Origin of the sequence: Sphingomonas sp. (genome assembly GCF_039595165.1) — a bacterium.
Lineage (GTDB): Bacteria > Pseudomonadota > Alphaproteobacteria > Sphingomonadales > Sphingomonadaceae > Sphingomonas.
Genome location: NZ_JBCNMA010000002.1, coordinates 66,199 through 82,701 on the forward strand (window position 1 = coordinate 66,199; position 16,503 = coordinate 82,701).

Consider the following 16,503-nt stretch of genomic DNA (forward strand, 5'->3'; position numbering starts at 1 on the left):
CGATTCGGTTGAGTGCATCGCCGCCTGGGCCGACCCCCTTTGAACTCAGCCGGAAAGGTGGGGCTCAATACCAGAACGGCGACTTGAACGAATGGTCATCGTCGTCTCCGAAGATCCGGTCATTGGCAAACCTGTACTCTAGGCCCTCGCGCGAAAAAGCGGCCTCGCGAGCCGCCAGTTCCTTCTGAGACCACTCCAAGAACTCCGATACGCGCGGCGATCGCTCGGCCCCTGCCAGTACAGCCAGCCCGTCCATCAATCGTTTCAGTCGCTCGATATTCGCAAGATCGTTCAATACCGCATCGAGCGCTTCTCTGCGGCGCTCTGCGATATGCTTGAGCCGCAAAGGCCGCTCGCGCTCCAGTCGCTCCTCTTGACGCTTGCGCTCCTCTTCCTCGCGGCGCTCGCGCGCTTCCCGCTTCACCGTAGCAAGGACCGCCAATGCGACTGCGATGTCGCTGGTTAGATTCTCGAGACGCTGGATCTTGGCATCGCGGAAGGTCTTGCGGGGACCGCCACCGCTAGCGATGTAGACGCCTTCCATTTCGAAGCCGAGCTGCCCGGTGCAGATATAGTCCCATTCCGGAAACATCGGACGCGGCTCAAATTCCCAGTCCCATGGATTTCCCCGGCGACGGCGGTCGCGCTTTTTTCGCCACGCGGCCTCTTCGGCCTGTTCCGCAGGCGTGAGCTCGTGCTTGACCCGCCTGAATGTCTCGGTGACCGAGACGCCGATCACCTCGCCATCGCCGGCAAATTGCGCTCTCCGCGCTCCTTCCTGAAGGATGAAGCCTTGCCTGCTGGCTGCTGCAACGATCTTGCCCAGGATCATCCCAAGACGTTCGATCGATGCAGGCGCCACCTCGCAGTGGATCACGTCTGGTCCGCTCGAAGTCGCAAGCCCATTCGGAGCAGGCGTAGCGCGTCGTAAGACTTCAAGAGTTCGTTCGACGATGGGGTCCGGTCCGACATTCTCGTCAGGTAGATCGTCGCTCGCTCTAATTCTTGCCTCCTCCCGCACCGCCGCGACGGCGGCGGTTTCGCCGCGCAACTCTGGCGCTGCTATGGTGATCCGGTCGGATATCCCTTTCGTTGCCGGCAGCAATGGCGCCTGAGCCACGGGCTTTCCAGCAGCCTTCTTTGCCCACCAGCCCAGCGGCGGGGTTGGTACTTCATGCTTCCGGCAGATCTTGTGGATTGCGACGTCGGAAAGGCCAAACTCCTTGGCGAGATGCGTGACGGGCTTCGACCACACCAAGTCATAGAAATTCCTGCCGGGAATAGGTTCGCGCCATAGACCATCTCACCTGCTGAATTCATGCCTTCGCTCACCACTTGCGACGCTTGAAGTTCCAGAGGTGGGCGTAAATTTCGGACAGATGCTGAGCCTTCTCGCTCGAAAAACCGCGATCGATCAGCATGGCTCGAAGCTCGTATCCTGGGAGTTCCTGCCGGCTTTCGCGCACGAACGCATAAAAACGGTCCCAGTCGAGGGGATGGAGAGAAGACGTGTTGGCCAGGATAGCGAACCGTTCGAACAGAGTCTTGGTCAGAGGCGAGAGTCTGGTTCCCTTGAGGATGGCCTTCTGAACCCTAAAACGATGTCGTGTAGAATAGGTGCGATTGTAGGTTTTGAGTAGCGGCAGCATAAGCTCGGTTGCGACACCGCAATAGATCGCACGGGTAGGTGGATCAGGATCCCAGCGCTCCGCTCGCATTTCCAACAATATGCGACCGGGAATATCGTCCCGCGCAATCAACTGTCCCCCCACGCCGGTGTGCGGGCTGTTCCCGACGTATCGGAAGTTCACAATATCGAGCACGCTTTTCAGCAGCCCGGAATCATAGTGCCGCTCAACCGTGAACCAGCCAGACTCCTCAGCAATGACAGCCATGCGCTCGAGGAACTCTCGAGGCTCGATCCGGACAGCGATGTCGATGCCAGGCAATAGGTCAGCCAACGCCGTCGCTCCACGAACGCAGATCGACTAGCAGACGTCAGTGCTTCTCGAACAGCCGCTTGAGGCTGGCGTAAAGGATGAAGGTGGATCGGCCGATCTTTGCGGTTTCAAGTTCGCCGGAGCCAATCAGCTCATAGAGCGTGGACCGCGGAATGCCGGTCAGCTTTACCGCGGTTACCACGCGGACGCAGATCGGCTCGGTCGGCAGATCCTCGAGCAGGGACAGCGCTGCCGCACCATGGCAGTCCTCGCTGGTCCGCACTCTGCTCATGGCTTCGCTCGCGAGCGTATGAACGCGCGATCGTTTTCAACGAAGCTCGTGAGCATTGCCGGAATGAGTTCCGTCACTGGCTCTTCGCGACCGTAGGTATCCGCATAGGCCTTCGCATAGTCGTTCAGTGCGGCTTGGAGGTCAGGCGTGATGCTGATCGTGAGCTTGATCGGCGTGCGGTCCGGCAATTTGGGAAGCTTTAGGTCTGGCATAGGATCACCTATTCGGATGGTGGAGCGAGTACGAGATCGCGATGCACGACGAGCCGAACCGGGGCGCCGGGACGGATGGTGATCGTCGGCTGGACCTGAAGGTTGCGTGACGTGATCTGGTCGCCGGCGCGGGCGACGTTCTGCTGGGTCGACTCCCGGATCGCCTGCACGAGGTCGCTTTCGCCCGTGAAGGTGAGGTTCGAGCCGACCCCGAGCAGCGTCGAGATCGCTACGCCCTTGAGAAGCATCCAGGTATGGAAATCGACCTTGTCTTCGAGGCCCGCATAGCCCGCCGGATCGGTCGCCGGCACGTTCTCGATCCGCAGCGAGTTGCCGTTCGGAAAGATGATCCGTTGCCAGACCACGAGTGCCCGTCGTTGGCCGAACGCCACCACGGAATCGTAGGTGCCGATAAGTCGGGCACCCTGCGGGATGAGCAGGATGCTTCCCGTTGCGCTATCGAACACACGTTCGGTCACCTGCGCGGTGACGAGGCCGGGAAGATCGGACCGGAGACCAGTGATCAGGCTGGCGGCGATGACGCTGCCGGCTGAGAGCATGTACGGCGAGGCTGCCGGCCGGATCGGATGCGGATTGACGTCGCCGCCCCGGTCCTGCGTAGACACGAAGTCCGCCTTGCGCTGCTGCGAGTTGGGATCGCGGTCCGGGTCCAAAGCCAGCCCGCCGGTGTCGGCGGGGTTCGCGGCAGCCGCAGCGGCGGGCGCGGTGGCCTCCGTTCCGGTCGGCCGGCTGCCCGTCTGCACCATCACGCCCGATTCACGCGCCGCCTTACGTTCGGCGGCCGCCTGGTCGCGCGCGGCCTGCGCGGCTTGCTCGGCCGCTGTCGGAGGCGGCGCCCCTTCCACAGCGGTCGCCTGCTGGTGCTTGAGGATGGGACGGCCGAGATCGCCGGGTAGCGGCGGGCCGAGCCGCGGCGCATCGCCGTAGCTGGCGGGCAGCGCGTTGAGGGTATCGCTGGGCGCCTTTGCCGGCTCGGCAAGGTCGCTCTGCTCGCCGACCAGCTGCAGGCTTCGCGGCTTGAGCGCGAACCAGGCCGTCGCGACGAGCAAGATGATGGCGACCGCGGTCAGGGCAACGATGATGCCGCGCTTGAAGCGGATCGCGGGTGCGGGCCGCGCCCGAAGGACGAGCGTTTCCGGGTCGATCTTGGCCGGCGCGGCCGTCTGGGGAGCGGGGGCGGCAGTGTCGATCATCATGACCTCCTGCCTGTCCGGCTGATGCGCACGACCTGCTGGCGCTTCGTGCCGAGGCGGAGCTCCGCGGAGCCGAACAGCCGGTCGACCACATAGTAGCGGCCGCGCAGCCGGTAGTTGACGAGCTGGGCTTCGCCCTTGTCGTCGACCAGGAACAGCGGCGGCGCCTCTCCCACGGCGAGGGACGGCGGGAATTCGATGAAGGTCTGCCGTCCGTCATCGAAAGCCCTGAGCGGGCGCCAGGCCGGCCGGTCTCCCGAGATCTCGTAGCCGAAATTGAGCCGCTCGATCTCCAGCCCGGCGGCGACCGGCGCGGCGGCCGCTGCGGCTTCCTGCGCGCGCCGAACGGCCAGCAGCTCATCCTGCGGGTAGCTCCACGACAATGCCGCCATCGCCGGCCCGGCGGTGCTGGTGAGCGCAACGTGATAGGTCCGCCGATCGGTGGTGATCACGAGATTGGTGGCAAGCCCGGCGGAGAACGGCTTCACCAGCACATGGACGCGCTTCTCGGCACCCGCGCCGCTCGTCGTGTCGCCGATCACCCAGCGCACGGTGTCCCCGCTCGCGACTGCGACCAAATTCTCGCCCGGCTGCAGCGCGATGTCGGTCACGCGCTCGGGGGTCGTATAGGCGCGGTAGATCGTCCCTTCGGAGAAGGGATAGACCGCCGCGGCGTTCACGAAATCGGGACGTCGCGGCTCCAGGGTGGCCTCGGCATTTGCGGCGCGGACGGCTGCGACGCTTCGTTGCGGGCCGTCCGACGTTTGGGCCAATGCGGCGGATGTAGCGATCGAAACGGTGGCGGCGGCGGCGAGCGCCGCGAGGGCTAGCTGACGGTTCATTGCCGGTTCTCCGTGGCGGTGGGGGATGGCGGCTCGAGCGCGAGGTTCGGGTCGAGCGGGGATCCGAGCGGCACGTTCGGCGGTGGAGCTGGCGCAGGCGTGGGCACGGGCGTCGGATCGAGCTCGCGGCTCCAGTCGATCGCGTCGACGTAGATGCCGAGCGGATTGCGCCGCAGCGCCTCCGCCGAGGTAGGGACTCTGCGCACCACCGTCAGGATACCGGTCCAGTTGGACGTGCCGGTGCGGACACCGCGCTCGAACGCGGTCTCGGTCCATTTCACTTGGAAGCTCTTGTCAGATGCGCGGACGACGCTCGTTACCTGGACCGAGACCGTCTTCTCGCCGACGGCGCCAAAGGGATCTGCGGCGCGCGCATAGTCGCCGAGGAACTGGGCGCCGCGCCGGGTGACGAAGTCATAGGCCGACAGCCAGTCGCGGCGCATCAGCACCGGATCGAGCGAGACCGACCGAACCTGCTCGATGAAGCGCGCGAGATGCCAAACGACCTGCGCATCGGTCGGTTGGTAGTCGCGCTCGGCCTCGGTGACGGCGCGGGCCTCGCCGAGCCGGTCGACTGCGACGACATAGGGCACGATCTTGCTCTGCAGGGACTGCCAGACGAGCGCGGCCGACATGGCGGTGGTGAGGAACAGGCCGCTGAACGCCATAAGCCGCCAGTTGCGAGCCTGGACCCGGGCCGAGCCGATGCGCTCGTCCCATAGCTGTCCGGCGCGCTGATAGGGCGTCTCGGGTTCGGGCGTGCGCCCGTAGCGTTGGACGCTTCGCTTGAAGCGCATCTCAGTCCTCCTTTTCCTTGATGTCGGGGGTGGCCGAGGCACCGCCGCGGTCGCCCTCCTTGAGAGTCTGGAAGGCGACGTGGCGGTGGTGGCGCGCGTCCTGCTGTCGGCGCAGCGCCCGTGCCCAGCTCGGTGCAGCTTCATCGCTGGGGGCCGAGCTCGACCGTGCGTCGCCGCTGCCGGCAAGCGCAGACCAGGCGGCGGTGCGTCCGGATTCGGCTGCAGCCTTGAGTCCGAAGGCGGCACTTGCGCGTTGCCGGACGGCACCGACCGCAGCTTGCCCGACACCCTTGAGGCCTGCGCCGACGCTCGAGGAGCCGGAGGCTTCCTGCCCCAGCGTGTAGGCAGTCGATGCCGCCGAGCCCATCGCGGTGCCGGTACGGACGGCGCCGAGCGCGGCACCGCCGGCGAAGCGCGCCGCACCCGCGGCGGCACCGCCGCCGAGCGCGACCACACCCGCAGCGCCCAGAGTCGTGCCAACCGCCGCGCCGGCGCCGAGCTGCGGCGCCCCGGCCACGAGGCCGGACGCGATACCGGGGCCGAAGATGCCGAGGCCGAACAGCGAAAGGGCGCCGAGCGCCAGGCTCATCGCCGCGCCGAGATCGGGCTCCTGCCCTTGCATCGAAGTCGTGAACTCCTCGAAGAAGTTGGACCCGATGCCGACGATGACGGCGAGCACCATGACTTTGATGCCCGAGCTGACGACGTTGCCGAGGACGCGTTCGGCGAGGAAGCTGGTTCGGTTCCACAGCGCGAACGGCACGAGGATGAAGCCGGCCAGCGAGGTCAGCTTGAACTCGATGATGGTCACGAACATCTGCACCGCGAGGATGAAGAAGGCGAGAATGACGATCGCCCAGGCGAACAGCAGCACGGCGATCGTCAGGAAGTTCTCGAAGAAGCTGATGAAGCCCATCATGCTCGATGCCTGATCGAGCAGCGGCCATGCCGCGGAGAAGCCGGTGCCCGCGAGGCGGCCGGGCTTGAGCAGATCGTCGGCGGACAGCGTGCCGCCGCCGGCGGTGAGCCCGGCCTGGGCGAACGATCGGAAGATGATGTCGGCGAGCGTCGAGAAGCTGTTCAGGATCAGCGCGAACGCGCCGATGTAGAGGATCTTCTTGAGGAAGCGGCCGATCACGTCCTGCTCGCCGCCCATCGCCCAGAACAGGCCGGCCAGCGTGATGTCGATGCCGATCAGCACGGTGGTGAGGAAGGCTACGTCGGGACCAAGCAGCCCGAACCCGCTGTCGATGTAGCGGATGAAGACGGCCATGAAGCGGTCGATGACGTTGAGGTCCTGCACTTGCGCTTTCCTCTGGTGGTGGGGTGCCGCGGGACGTGGCGGGGGAGCTTGGCCACGCCCCGCGGCGACGGCGGCGGGAGGCGAACCGCCGCCGCTCGGCCGGCGTCCGACTATTGGGGCGTGTAGGCGGAGCCGGTTCCGAGGAACTTCCTGGTGGCGGCGCGCCCTTCGGCCTCGGCCTGGGCGCGGCGCGCGGCTTCCGTGGCGTCGGCACGGTATTGCGCCGCCATCAGGTTCTGGATCTGGAACTGCTGCTTGGCGGTGAGCGCGAGCAGCTGGTTGGTCGCTTGGGCCGCCTGCAGCGCGCCTTCGGCGCCCTGGCTCTTGGCCACGATCGCGTTGAGGCTCTGCGCGTCGGCGCTGACATTCTCGGCGACCTGCGCCTGGACTGTCATGGTCTGGCGATACGCGGCCATTGCGGTGTCGAGCCGCTGGCGCGCTGCGATCACCCGATCGTCGGTCGAGAGCGCCCGATCGAAGTCCAGCGGGAAGAGCTGGCGGAACTGCTGATCGAGCCCGGCGACGCGAAAGTTCAATCCCTGCGCCTGGTCCATCAGCCGGTCGATCTGCTGAAGGCGCTGGGTGATCGCCTGCAGCTCGGGAAAATCGATGCGGCTCAGATTCCTGGCCTGGTTGAGCAGAATCGTCGCCTCGTTCTGGAGCGAGCGGACCTGGTTGTTGATCTGCTGCAGCGTCCGGGCGGCGGTGAGCATGGTCTGGCTGTAGTTGCTCGGGTCGAAGACGGTGATCTGCGCGGACGCCGGCGCGGTGGCGACCGCCATGCCGAGCGACACAGCGGCGGCCAGGCCGAGCGCGGTGGCGATGACGTGCTTGCGTGAGGACGAATAGGCAGAACGGGTCACGATCTTGTCTCCTCTGAGGTCTGCGGTTGGGGAGGTTGGAAGCGGGGGAGCAGGGCGGCGGCCCAGTCGAGGCCGGCATCGCGGAGGAAGTGTTCCGCGAACTCATCGGCGCCGTGCTCGGCGAGCAGCGCGTCGACGCGCTTGACCCATTCGGGGCCGGACGCGCCGCACAGGGCGAGCGTCACCGGGCCGAGCCCGAGCTCGAACAGCCGGTTTCCGCGGGCGGACTGGAGGTAGTAGTGGCGCTTCGGGGTCGCCCGGCTGATCAGCTCGATCTGGCGGTCGTTGAGCCCGAAGCGCTCATAGGCCTGCCGGCTCTGCGGCTCGATCGCGCGGTCGTTGGGCAGCAGGATGCGCTGGGGGCAGCTCTCGATGATGGCGGGCGCGATGCTGCTCTCGGCGATGTCGGCAAGGCTCTGGCTCGCGAACAGCACCGCGACGTTCTTTTTGCGCAGGGTCTTCAGCCATTCGCGGATACGCGCGGCGAACAGTGGATGGTCGAGGAACTTCCAGGCCTCGTCGAGGATGAGGAGCGTCGGCCGGCCGTCGAACCGCGCCTCGAGCCGATGGAAGAGATAGTCGAGCACCGGCGCGACCACACCCGCCTGCTGCATCAGTGCCTCGGTCTCGAAACACTGCACGTCGGCGAACGCGAGGGTCTCGTCGGCCGCGTCGAGCAGCCGGCCATAGGGACCCTCGACGGTGTAGGGCGTGAGCGCCATGCGGAGCGGTGCCGACTGGAGCAGCATGGAGAGCCCGGTCAGCGTCCGCTGCTCGATGGGCGCGGTGGCGAGGTTCCCTAGCGCCGACCAGACCGCGTCCTTGACCTGCGGCGTGACCGCGACCCTCTCGTGCGCGAGCAGCGCGCTCAGCCATTCGGCCGCCCAGGCGCGCTCCACGGGCTCGTCGATGCGGCGCAGCGGCTGGAACGCTAGGCCGGTCTCGTCGCCCGACGCGCCTAGCGCATAATGGGCGCCGCCCATCGCAAGGACGGCTACGCGGGCGGAGAAACCCATGTCGAAGATGACGACCTGCGAAACTGCATATCGCCGGAACTGCAGCGCGATCAGCGCCAGCAGCACCGACTTGCCGGCGCCGGTCGGGCCGACGACGAACATATGCCCGACGTCGCCGACATGGGTCGACAGCCGGAACGGCGTCGTGCCCGAGGTCTGCGCATAGAGAAGCGGCGGCCCGCCAAGATGCCGGTTCGCATCCGGCCCCGCCCAGATGCCCGAGAGCGGCATCAGATGCGCGAGGTTCAGGGTGTGGACGAGCGGCTGGCGGACATTGGCATAGGCGTGGCCCGGCAGCGACGAGAGCCAGGCTTCGACCGCGTTTACGCCCTCGCGAACGCAGGTGAAGCCGAGCCCGCCCACGATCCGCTCGACCGCGCGGACCTTCTCCTCGACGCGGGCGCGATCCGCGTCGGCGACGGTGATGGTCGCCGTCAGATAGCCGAAGGCGACATGATCGCCGCCGAGCTCCTGCAAGGCGAGGTCGGCATCGACGACCTTGTTGTCGGCGTCGCTGTCGAGCAGCTGCGCCGGCTGGTTGTAGAGCACCTCGCGCAGCAGCGCGCTGATCGACTTGCGCTTGTTGAACCACTGGCGACGGATGCGGGTCAGCACCCTGGTCGCGTCGGTCTTGTCGAGCGCGATGAAGCGCGTAGTCCAGCGGTATCCGAAATCCGCGGAATTGAGGGCGTCGAGGATGCCCGGCCGGCTCAGGCTCGGAAAGCCGAGCACGGTGACGGTACGCAGGTGCAGGTCGCCAAGCCTCGGCTCGAGCCCGCCGGCGAGCGGCGTATCCGCGAGCAGCGCGTCCAAATACATCGGCGTGTGGGGCACGCCGACCGGATGCCGCCGGCCCGAGATCGTGCCGTGGAGATAGGTCAGGGTCTCGGCGTCATCGAGCGCGCGCACCTCAGGCATGAAGCCGGCGAAGAGGTCGAGGACGCGGTCGGTCTCGGTGACGAAGCGCGCGAGCTCGCCGCGCCAGTCGCGGGCGCCGGTATCGTCGGGCCGATCGACCAGCACCCGACCGGCGGCGTCGCTGCTGTCGGGCGCGGGCAGCCAGAGCAAGGTCAGATAATAGCGGCTCTCGAAATGCTCGCCCTCGGCCTCGAAGCCGGCGCGGCGCTCCTCGTCGACGAGCCAGGAGACGGGGTCGGGGAAGCGGCTCGCCGGATAGCCGGGCGCCTCGCGCCGCTCCGCCTCGAAGAACAGCGCCCAGCCCGAGCCGACGCGGCGAAGCACGTTGTTGGCGCGCGCCGAGGCGGCGACCAGCTCGGCCTCGGTCGCGCTCTCGAGGTCGGGACCGCGAAAGGCGAGCGTGCGCTGGAAGCTGCCGTCTTTGTTGAGGACGATGCCGGGCGCGACCAGCGCTGCCCAGGGCAGGTGATCGGCGAGCCGGTCGGCGCGCTGCCGATATTCATGCAACGCTAGCACGAGAAATGGCCCTCCTGGCGCAGGTGCCTGAGCAGCACGGGCGCGAAGTCGGGGTCGCGGCGAGCGGCGAACACCGCGAGGCTGTGCCCGATCGCCCAGACCGCGATGCCGACCAGCCATTGCTGGAGCCCGAGCCCGATCGCCGCCGCGATCGTGCCGTTGACGATCGCGAGGCCGCGCGGCGCGCCGGCGAGCAGGATCGGCTGGCCGAGGCTGGGGTGGATCGGCGCCTCGAAGCCCTCGATGTGCGCCCCGCCGTTCATGCGACGAGCGCCCCGCCGCCGAAGCTGAAGAAGGAGAGGAAGAAGGACGAGGCGGCGAACGCGATCGACAGGCCGAATACGATCTGGATGAGCCGCCGAAAGCCGCCCGCGGTCTCGCCGAACGCCAGCGTCAGCCCGGTCGTGATGATGATGATCACGGCGACGATTTTCGCCACCGGGCCTTGGATCGATTCCAGCACCTGTTGCAGAGGTTGCTCCCACGGCATGCCGGAGCCGCCGGCCCACGCCTGGGTCGAGAGCGCGACGAGGCCGAGGGCGAGCAGGGGCAGGGACGAGAACGGACGGGTAGGCGCGCAGCTTCTGGACATGGATCAGTCTCCGTGGGTGGACGGTTCGGGAATGGGTGTGAGGTCGACGAGGCCGTAATTGCCGTCCGGATCGAGGCCGGCGAGCCGGGCGATGGTCTGGATCCGCCGGGCGGTGCCGCGTCCTTCGATGAACACGATGAGGTCGATCGCCTCGGCGATCAGCCGCCGCGGCACAGTGACCACCGCCTCCTGCACGAGCTGCTCGATCCGATAGAGCGCGGCGCCGGCGCCGTTTGCATGGACGGTCGCAATCCCGCCGGGATGGCCGGTGTTCCAGGCCTTGAGCATGTCGAGGGCCTCGGGGCCGCGCACCTCGCCGACGATGATGCGGTCGGGCCTGAGGCGCAGCGTCGAGCGGACAAGGTCCGCCATCGTCACGGACCCGGGACGGGTGCGCAGCGCCACGGTGTCGGCGGCAGGCGAATGGAGCTCGCGGGTGTCCTCGATGAGGAGCACGCGCTCATCCAAGTGCGCCATCTCGGCGAGCAGCGCGTTGGCGAGCGTAGTCTTGCCCGAGCTGGTGCCGCCGGCGATCAGGACGTTGCGGCGCTCGACGACGGCCAGCGACAGCAGGCGGGCCGCGTCGGCCGACATGATGCCGTCGTTCACGTAATCCATCAGGGTGTAGAGGCGAGTCGCGGGCTTGCGGATCGAGAAGCAGGGCCCGAGCGACACCGGCGGCAGCAGCCCCTCGAAGCGCTCGCCCGCACCCTCGCCATGCGGCGGCAGCTCGGCGGAGACGATCGGCCGGTCGGCGTGGACCTCAGTGCGGGCGTGGGAGGCCACGAGCCGGATGATCCGCTCGACCTGCGCCGGATCGAAACGGACGTGCGTGTCGGTGCGTCCCTCGCCCAGCCGGTCGAGACGAAGCGCGCCATCCGGGTTGACCATCACCTCGAGCACGAGAGGATCGGCGAGCGCGGCGGCGATCGTCGGTCCCATGGCGGTGCGCAGCATCGCGCGGCGCCGACCTTCGGAGACGGTATCAGGGCCGGTGCCGCTCATGACATGCCTCCGACGCTCGGATCATGACCAATCGTCCGCTTGCCGGCGGCGAGTTGGCGGCCGACCTGCGCCACGAATTTCTCGAACCGGTCGCGACCGACGGCGACCGCTGCGGCGTCGGCGTCGGGCAGCGGAGCCGTCACCATCAGCTGGTATCGGACGAACAGCGAGAGGCTTTCGAGCAGCACCTCGATGTCGCGCCGGGCATGTTCGATCTCGCGGGTGATCCGATCGAGGCGCATCTTCAGGAGATCGTCGATCTCCTTCGTGCCGCGCCGCGCTAGCCAATCGGCGAGCGCATCGTTCACCAGCCGCGACTTGTTGCCCGCGGTGCCGGCGGCGAGCGCCTCCAGTGCGTCGCTGAGCTCGCGATCGATGTAGAGGTTCTGCCGGATCTTCATGGATTACAGCCCCGGCACGAGATCGTGGTCGCTGCCCTCGTTGAGGGCGTATCCGCGAGCGACGGCGGTGAGGCCGCGCGCCTGGTCCATCGCGCGCTGGTCGGCGGCGACGTCCTCTTCATCGGCGAGCGCGACCGCCGGATCGGGCGTAGTTTCGGGCTGTGGCGTGGACTGCTCCGGCAAGCCGGGATGGCGCTGCTGCTCGAGGCCGCCGTCCTCGGCCTGCGCCTCCGAATCTTCCGATTGCCCGAGGCGAGTGTCGGGCTTGCGGACGATGCCGCTCCAGTCGTCGTTCCGCACATCGGGCCGGTCGGCATAGTGGCCGTCGGACAGCGCCGGTGGTGCCGCGACGCGTTTGGTGAAGTTGCGATCGGTAAAATAGCGCAGCTTGCGGGCGCGGATCGGCGCCATGCCGGAGACGAGCACCAGTTCGTCCGTCGGCGGGAGCTGCATGATCTCGCCTGGGGTCAGCAGCGCCCGGGCGGTCTCTTGCCGGGAGACCATGACGTGCGCGAGCCAGGGCGCGAGCCGGTGGCCGGCATAGTTGCGCATCGCGCGCTGCTCGGTCGCGGTGCCGAGTGCGTCGGAGATGCGCTTGGCGGTGCGTTCGTCGTTGGTCGCGAAGGCGACGCGGACATGGCAGTTGTCGAGGATCGAATTGTGCTCGCCATAAGCTTTCTCGATCTGGTTGAGGCTCTGCGCGATCAGGAAGGCGCGAATGCCGTAGCCGGCCATGAAGGCGAGGCTGGTCTCGAAGAAGTCGAGCCGCCCGAGCGCCGGGAACTCGTCGAGCATCATCAGCAGCTTGTGTCGCCGCTCCTTCCCGGACTGGTCGAGCCGCTCGGTCAGGCGCCGGCCGATCTGATTGAGCACCAGGCGCACGAGCGGCTTGGTGCGGCTGATGTCGGATGGCGGGATGACGACATAGAGCGATACCGGCCGCTCGCCCTCGATCAGGTCGGCGATCCGCCAGTCGCAGCGCGAGGTGACCTCGGTGACAGTGGGATCGCGATAGAGGCCGAGGAAGCTCATCGCGGTTGAGAGCACGCCCGAGCGCTCGTTCTCGCTCTTGTTGAGGAGCTCGCGTGCAGCCGACGCAACGACGGGATGGACCTGCGGCGCGTCGTCGGTGCCGAGATGATTGGTGGTCATCATCCGCCGGAGCGTCGCGACGAACGGACGCTGCGGATCGGAGAGGAAGGTGGCGACGCGGGCGAGCGTCTTCTCCTCCTCGGCATAAAGAATGTGGAGGATGGCGCCGACCAGCAGCGAATGGCTGGTCTTCTCCCAGTGGTTGCGGCGCTCCAGCGCGCCTTCCGGATCGACCAGGATGTCGGCAATGTTCTGGACGTCGCGGACCTCGTTGGGACCGCGGCGGACTTCGAGCAGGGGATTGTAGCGGGCGGAGCGGTCGTCGGTGGGATTGAACAGCAGGGCGTGCGAGAAGCGCGCGCGCCAGCCGGCGGTGAGCTGCCAATTCTCGCCCTTGATGTCGTGAATGACGGCCGAGCCGGTCCAGCTCAGCAGCGTCGGCACGACGAGCCCGACGCCCTTGCCCGAGCGGGTCGGCGCGAACGCCATGACATGCTCGGGGCCGTCGTGGCGGAGATAGCGCGCGCCGAGACGGCCGAGCATCACGCCGGCATCGCGCAGCAGTCCGGCGCGCTCGATCTCCTTCTGCGTCGCCCAGCGAGCGGAGCCGTAGGTGGTGACGAAGCGCGCCTGCCGTGCCCGCCAGAGCGAGCCGAAGATCGCAGCGCCGCAGCCGATGAAACCGCTGGCGGCGGCGAGCGTGCCCGCGCGGTCGAAGACGTGCGGCGCGTAGGCATCGAAATGATACCACCAGGGGAACAGTGCCCAGGGCCGGTAGATCGGCAGGCCGCCGATATGGAACCATGCGGGGCCGAGCTCGGGCTGATAGGCGAGCATCGCCGCCGCCCATTGCGTGCCGGCCCAGACGCCCAACAGCACGATCGCGAAGACGACGAGGATTTGGCCAATGAGTAATTTGGTAGGCGTCACATCGAGGCTCCCGCCGGTCGACATGGGTCGATCCGGATGGCCTCAGACTCCGCCTAAGGGCGCGAAAACAGAATGGCGCTGATGGGCCTTGAAGAGCCTGCTTTGGCTATTTGGCTATCTATGCCACCAACGTCGCCGGAGGGGACCAAACGGATGGCAAGCAAGACAAGGCCGGTTTCGGCGAAAGTCGCAAAGACGATCGAAAGCATCGAAATCCCGGCGCTAGTGACGCCGCTGCAGCAGAGGATTGCCTCAAGTCCTGTCGACGAGTTCGTGGCGGCACACGGTGCAGCGGACGTATTCCGCGAGCTGGTTCAGAACGAGTTCGATGCCGACGGGACTGACATCGGTATCCGCTTCACCGAAACCCAGCTCGAGATCACCGGTACTGGACGGGCTATTCCACCGAAGGGATGGAGTAGGCTGTCAGTACTGATCGGGACCGGGGAGGTGCTCGGGGACTCCTCGGGAGAACTCATCATTCCGAAGGAAAGCAGCATCGGGTCCAAGAACCTCGGCATGCGCTCGCTTTTCCATTTGGGGGACCGCATCCATGTTCGCTCCAACGGGTACATGGCGGTTCTGGATTTCAAAGAGTTTGGAGCGGGCCGCCAGGACGATCCCGCCTCGAAGGGACGCAAGGGTGTGCTCATTCAGGTGCCCTTCCGGACCGAGCAACTACGCCGCTTCGAGCCGTTCACCGTCGAGCGCGAGGAAAGCGCGCTGGAAGATATTGAGCGCGCTCTTTTCCCTACATTGGTAAAGTTGGCACTGACCGGCCGCCGTGCTGGCATCCAGACGCTCACGATATCTTCCGAACGTCTCGGCCGCCGGTTCCAATGGCGACAGTCCGCCGAAAGTCTAAGAACCAAGGCTGCGGGCGTCAGCGCTGTCCATCGCAAGGGTCGCTTGCAGGCTGAAACCCGCGACGGCAAGCGCAACCGTCGTGAGCACGAGGAGTTCGAATTCTCACGTCTAGTCGAATTGCCAGAGGCATTCGACGACATTGATTTCCCTGCCTATTATCGGTTCTCGGGCCGGGTGCGCATCGCAGTTTCTATCCCGCTGAAGGGCGGGAAGCCGGTGACCGATCGGCTCGGCCACTGCTATTATCCGCTGCAGGCCAGTCAGGCCCGGACCGGCTGTGCGCTGAGCATCTCAGCGCCATTTCAGTTAGACGCCGAGCGCACCCGACTAATTGAGAGCAAGTGGAACACCTGGCTGAGCGATCAGGCAGCAGATCTGGCCGCCGACCTCGTGGGATCTGACTGGTTCGGGCGCTTCGGCCGTAGCGCCTTCGAACTTGTTCTCCGTCAGGGTTCGGAAGACCGAACTTTCGCCGATCGCGTTCTTGAGCGTCTAAAGACGCGTCGATGCTGGCCAAACGCAGTTGGCACCCCCACCGTCGCAGCAGATCTTGTGACGCCTAGTCACGAGGCGCTCAGAGGCCATTTGGGCTCGGAAAGCTATCTTCATCCCGATCTCGCCAACCATGAGAGCTTGGCCGATTTTGCTCTTGCGTGCGGGACCAAGCGATTCACCGTCAATTCGCTAGTGTGTCTGCGCTGTGGTGGCGGAAAGGCGTCCAGACTGCAAACGAAGCTCGCCGACGACGAGGCCGACTATAGCTACGACCCTTATCCCGATGAGGCGCTAAATCCCGAGGAACAACACCGGACGGCGGCCGCGTTGACCACGCTTCAGCGGCGGCTGACACCGCAAAATCGACGCGATCTTCGTGAATCACCCAGTACGCTGTCAGCAACCGGAAAACTCGTGCCGGCGCATACGCTCGTGCGAGTCGATCCCGACATGTGGAAGGCGTGTCCGGAGCCGCCTGAAACGCGGCTTCACCCGCGCCTACATAACGATATGGCCGTGGCTCGCCATTGTCGGCCTTTCGAGCTCTCGCGCTGGATCGAAGAGGCCGCGGGTCGAGCAACGTCCGGCACGATCACCGAGGCTGAACGCGAGGCGCTCTACCGCCATCTTCTGTCTCCCACGGCCAAATTGACGTCTCGATTGGTCGGAGTGATCCGGAAAAGTCCTGTCGTCCGCGATGATCAGGGCCATTGGGCACGGCCGGACGCGCTCGCCATCCTGCCGCCGAAAGACACCGCATTGCTCGAGAGAGTGGTTCGCGCACCCGAGGCGGCGTGGCGGCAGCGGTCGGACTTGCTTCAGCGGCTCGCGATTCGCCGGAAGGTACTCGCCGACGACTTAATCGCCGTGGCCGGCATCGTCGAGCAAGCACCTGAACTGGCCGCACCGTTCGAGGAATTGTTGCGACGACACCTGCCGCTACTCACTCCTAAGGTCGTCGCTCGCCTCGCCGATATTTCCTTCCTGCGCAATCGTGAAGGTAGCCTGAGCTCACCGACCCGGTTGCATCTGCCGACCGGCATCAATCTCAGCTGTCTATCGGACGCGGATCTGCTGTTGGAGGACAAGCCGCTCTTTCGGCGGCTCCGCTGTCCGTCCCATCCCGGCTCTGTCGTGCTTATCGAGGTGGTCGACCGCGCACGAAACGCTGGCGAAGCGCCACCTGCACCCAATCAGCTTTATCCTGC

The 16,503-nt window shown here is 66.4% G+C and carries 16 protein-coding genes; 1 reads left to right on the forward strand and 15 read right to left on the reverse strand.

Annotated features, from left to right (window positions below):
• Positions 1-64: 64 nt before the first annotated feature.
• The 15 genes from ABDV68_RS00670 to ABDV68_RS00740 form a co-directional block, all read right to left on the reverse strand.
• A complete protein-coding gene (locus ABDV68_RS00670; RefSeq protein ID WP_343517712.1) occupies positions 65-1,255 on the reverse strand; it encodes a hypothetical protein in 1,191 nt (396 codons plus the stop codon).
• Between the two features lie 73 nt (positions 1,256-1,328).
• Complete coding sequence (locus ABDV68_RS00675; RefSeq protein ID WP_343517713.1) at positions 1,329-1,961, reverse strand: hypothetical protein; 633 nt, start codon at positions 1,959-1,961, stop codon at positions 1,329-1,331.
• Between the two features lie 37 nt (positions 1,962-1,998).
• Positions 1,999-2,232: a helix-turn-helix domain-containing protein gene (locus ABDV68_RS00680; protein WP_343517714.1), complete on the reverse strand. Its 234-nt coding sequence runs from the start codon at positions 2,230-2,232 to the stop codon at positions 1,999-2,001.
• On the reverse strand, positions 2,229-2,444 hold the full coding sequence (locus ABDV68_RS00685) for a DUF2274 domain-containing protein (protein WP_343517715.1): 216 nt from the start codon (positions 2,442-2,444) through the stop codon (positions 2,229-2,231). The genes ABDV68_RS00680 and ABDV68_RS00685 overlap by 4 nt, the downstream gene beginning before the upstream one ends.
• An 8-nt stretch (positions 2,445-2,452) precedes the next feature.
• Positions 2,453-3,658: a TrbI/VirB10 family protein gene (locus ABDV68_RS00690; RefSeq protein WP_343517716.1), complete on the reverse strand. Its 1,206-nt coding sequence runs from the start codon at positions 3,656-3,658 to the stop codon at positions 2,453-2,455.
• Positions 3,658-4,500: a P-type conjugative transfer protein TrbG gene (gene trbG / locus ABDV68_RS00695; protein WP_343517717.1), complete on the reverse strand. Its 843-nt coding sequence runs from the start codon at positions 4,498-4,500 to the stop codon at positions 3,658-3,660. Before trbG ends, ABDV68_RS00690 begins: the two co-directional genes overlap by 1 nt.
• Positions 4,497-5,297: a conjugal transfer protein TrbF gene (gene trbF / locus ABDV68_RS00700; protein WP_343517718.1), complete on the reverse strand. Its 801-nt coding sequence runs from the start codon at positions 5,295-5,297 to the stop codon at positions 4,497-4,499. The genes trbG and trbF overlap by 4 nt, the downstream gene beginning before the upstream one ends.
• A gap of 1 nt (position 5,298) precedes the next feature.
• Complete coding sequence (trbL, locus tag ABDV68_RS00705) at positions 5,299-6,600, reverse strand: P-type conjugative transfer protein TrbL (RefSeq protein ID WP_343517719.1); 1,302 nt, start codon at positions 6,598-6,600, stop codon at positions 5,299-5,301.
• Positions 6,601-6,710: 110 nt separating this feature from the next.
• Positions 6,711-7,382, reverse strand: coding sequence for a P-type conjugative transfer protein TrbJ (gene trbJ, locus ABDV68_RS00710; RefSeq protein ID WP_343517731.1), 672 nt, complete (start codon positions 7,380-7,382; stop codon positions 6,711-6,713).
• Between the two features lie 77 nt (positions 7,383-7,459).
• Complete coding sequence (gene trbE, locus ABDV68_RS00715) at positions 7,460-9,913, reverse strand: conjugal transfer protein TrbE (protein ID WP_343517720.1); 2,454 nt, start codon at positions 9,911-9,913, stop codon at positions 7,460-7,462.
• Positions 9,907-10,176 carry a VirB3 family type IV secretion system protein gene (locus tag ABDV68_RS00720; RefSeq protein ID WP_343517721.1) on the reverse strand — a complete coding sequence of 90 codons (270 nt, stop codon included), beginning with the start codon at positions 10,174-10,176 and terminating at the stop codon, positions 9,907-9,909. The genes trbE and ABDV68_RS00720 overlap by 7 nt, the downstream gene beginning before the upstream one ends.
• Entirely contained in the window at positions 10,173-10,505 is a 333-nt protein-coding gene (locus tag ABDV68_RS00725; protein ID WP_343517722.1) for a TrbC/VirB2 family protein, read from the reverse strand. Before ABDV68_RS00725 ends, ABDV68_RS00720 begins: the two co-directional genes overlap by 4 nt.
• Positions 10,506-10,508: 3 nt before the next feature.
• Positions 10,509-11,510: a P-type conjugative transfer ATPase TrbB gene (trbB, locus tag ABDV68_RS00730; protein ID WP_343517723.1), complete on the reverse strand. Its 1,002-nt coding sequence runs from the start codon at positions 11,508-11,510 to the stop codon at positions 10,509-10,511.
• A complete protein-coding gene (locus tag ABDV68_RS00735; RefSeq protein WP_343517724.1) occupies positions 11,507-11,911 on the reverse strand; it encodes a CopG family transcriptional regulator in 405 nt (134 codons plus the stop codon). Before ABDV68_RS00735 ends, trbB begins: the two co-directional genes overlap by 4 nt.
• A 3-nt stretch (positions 11,912-11,914) precedes the next feature.
• On the reverse strand, positions 11,915-13,933 hold the full coding sequence (locus ABDV68_RS00740; protein WP_343517732.1) for a conjugal transfer protein TraG: 2,019 nt from the start codon (positions 13,931-13,933) through the stop codon (positions 11,915-11,917).
• A gap of 153 nt (positions 13,934-14,086) precedes the next feature.
• On the opposite strand from ABDV68_RS00740, the gene ABDV68_RS00745 reads away from it, so the two are divergent.
• Positions 14,087-16,503 (forward strand): hypothetical protein (locus ABDV68_RS00745; protein WP_343517725.1); only part of this gene is annotated, 2,417 nt, incomplete at its 3' end.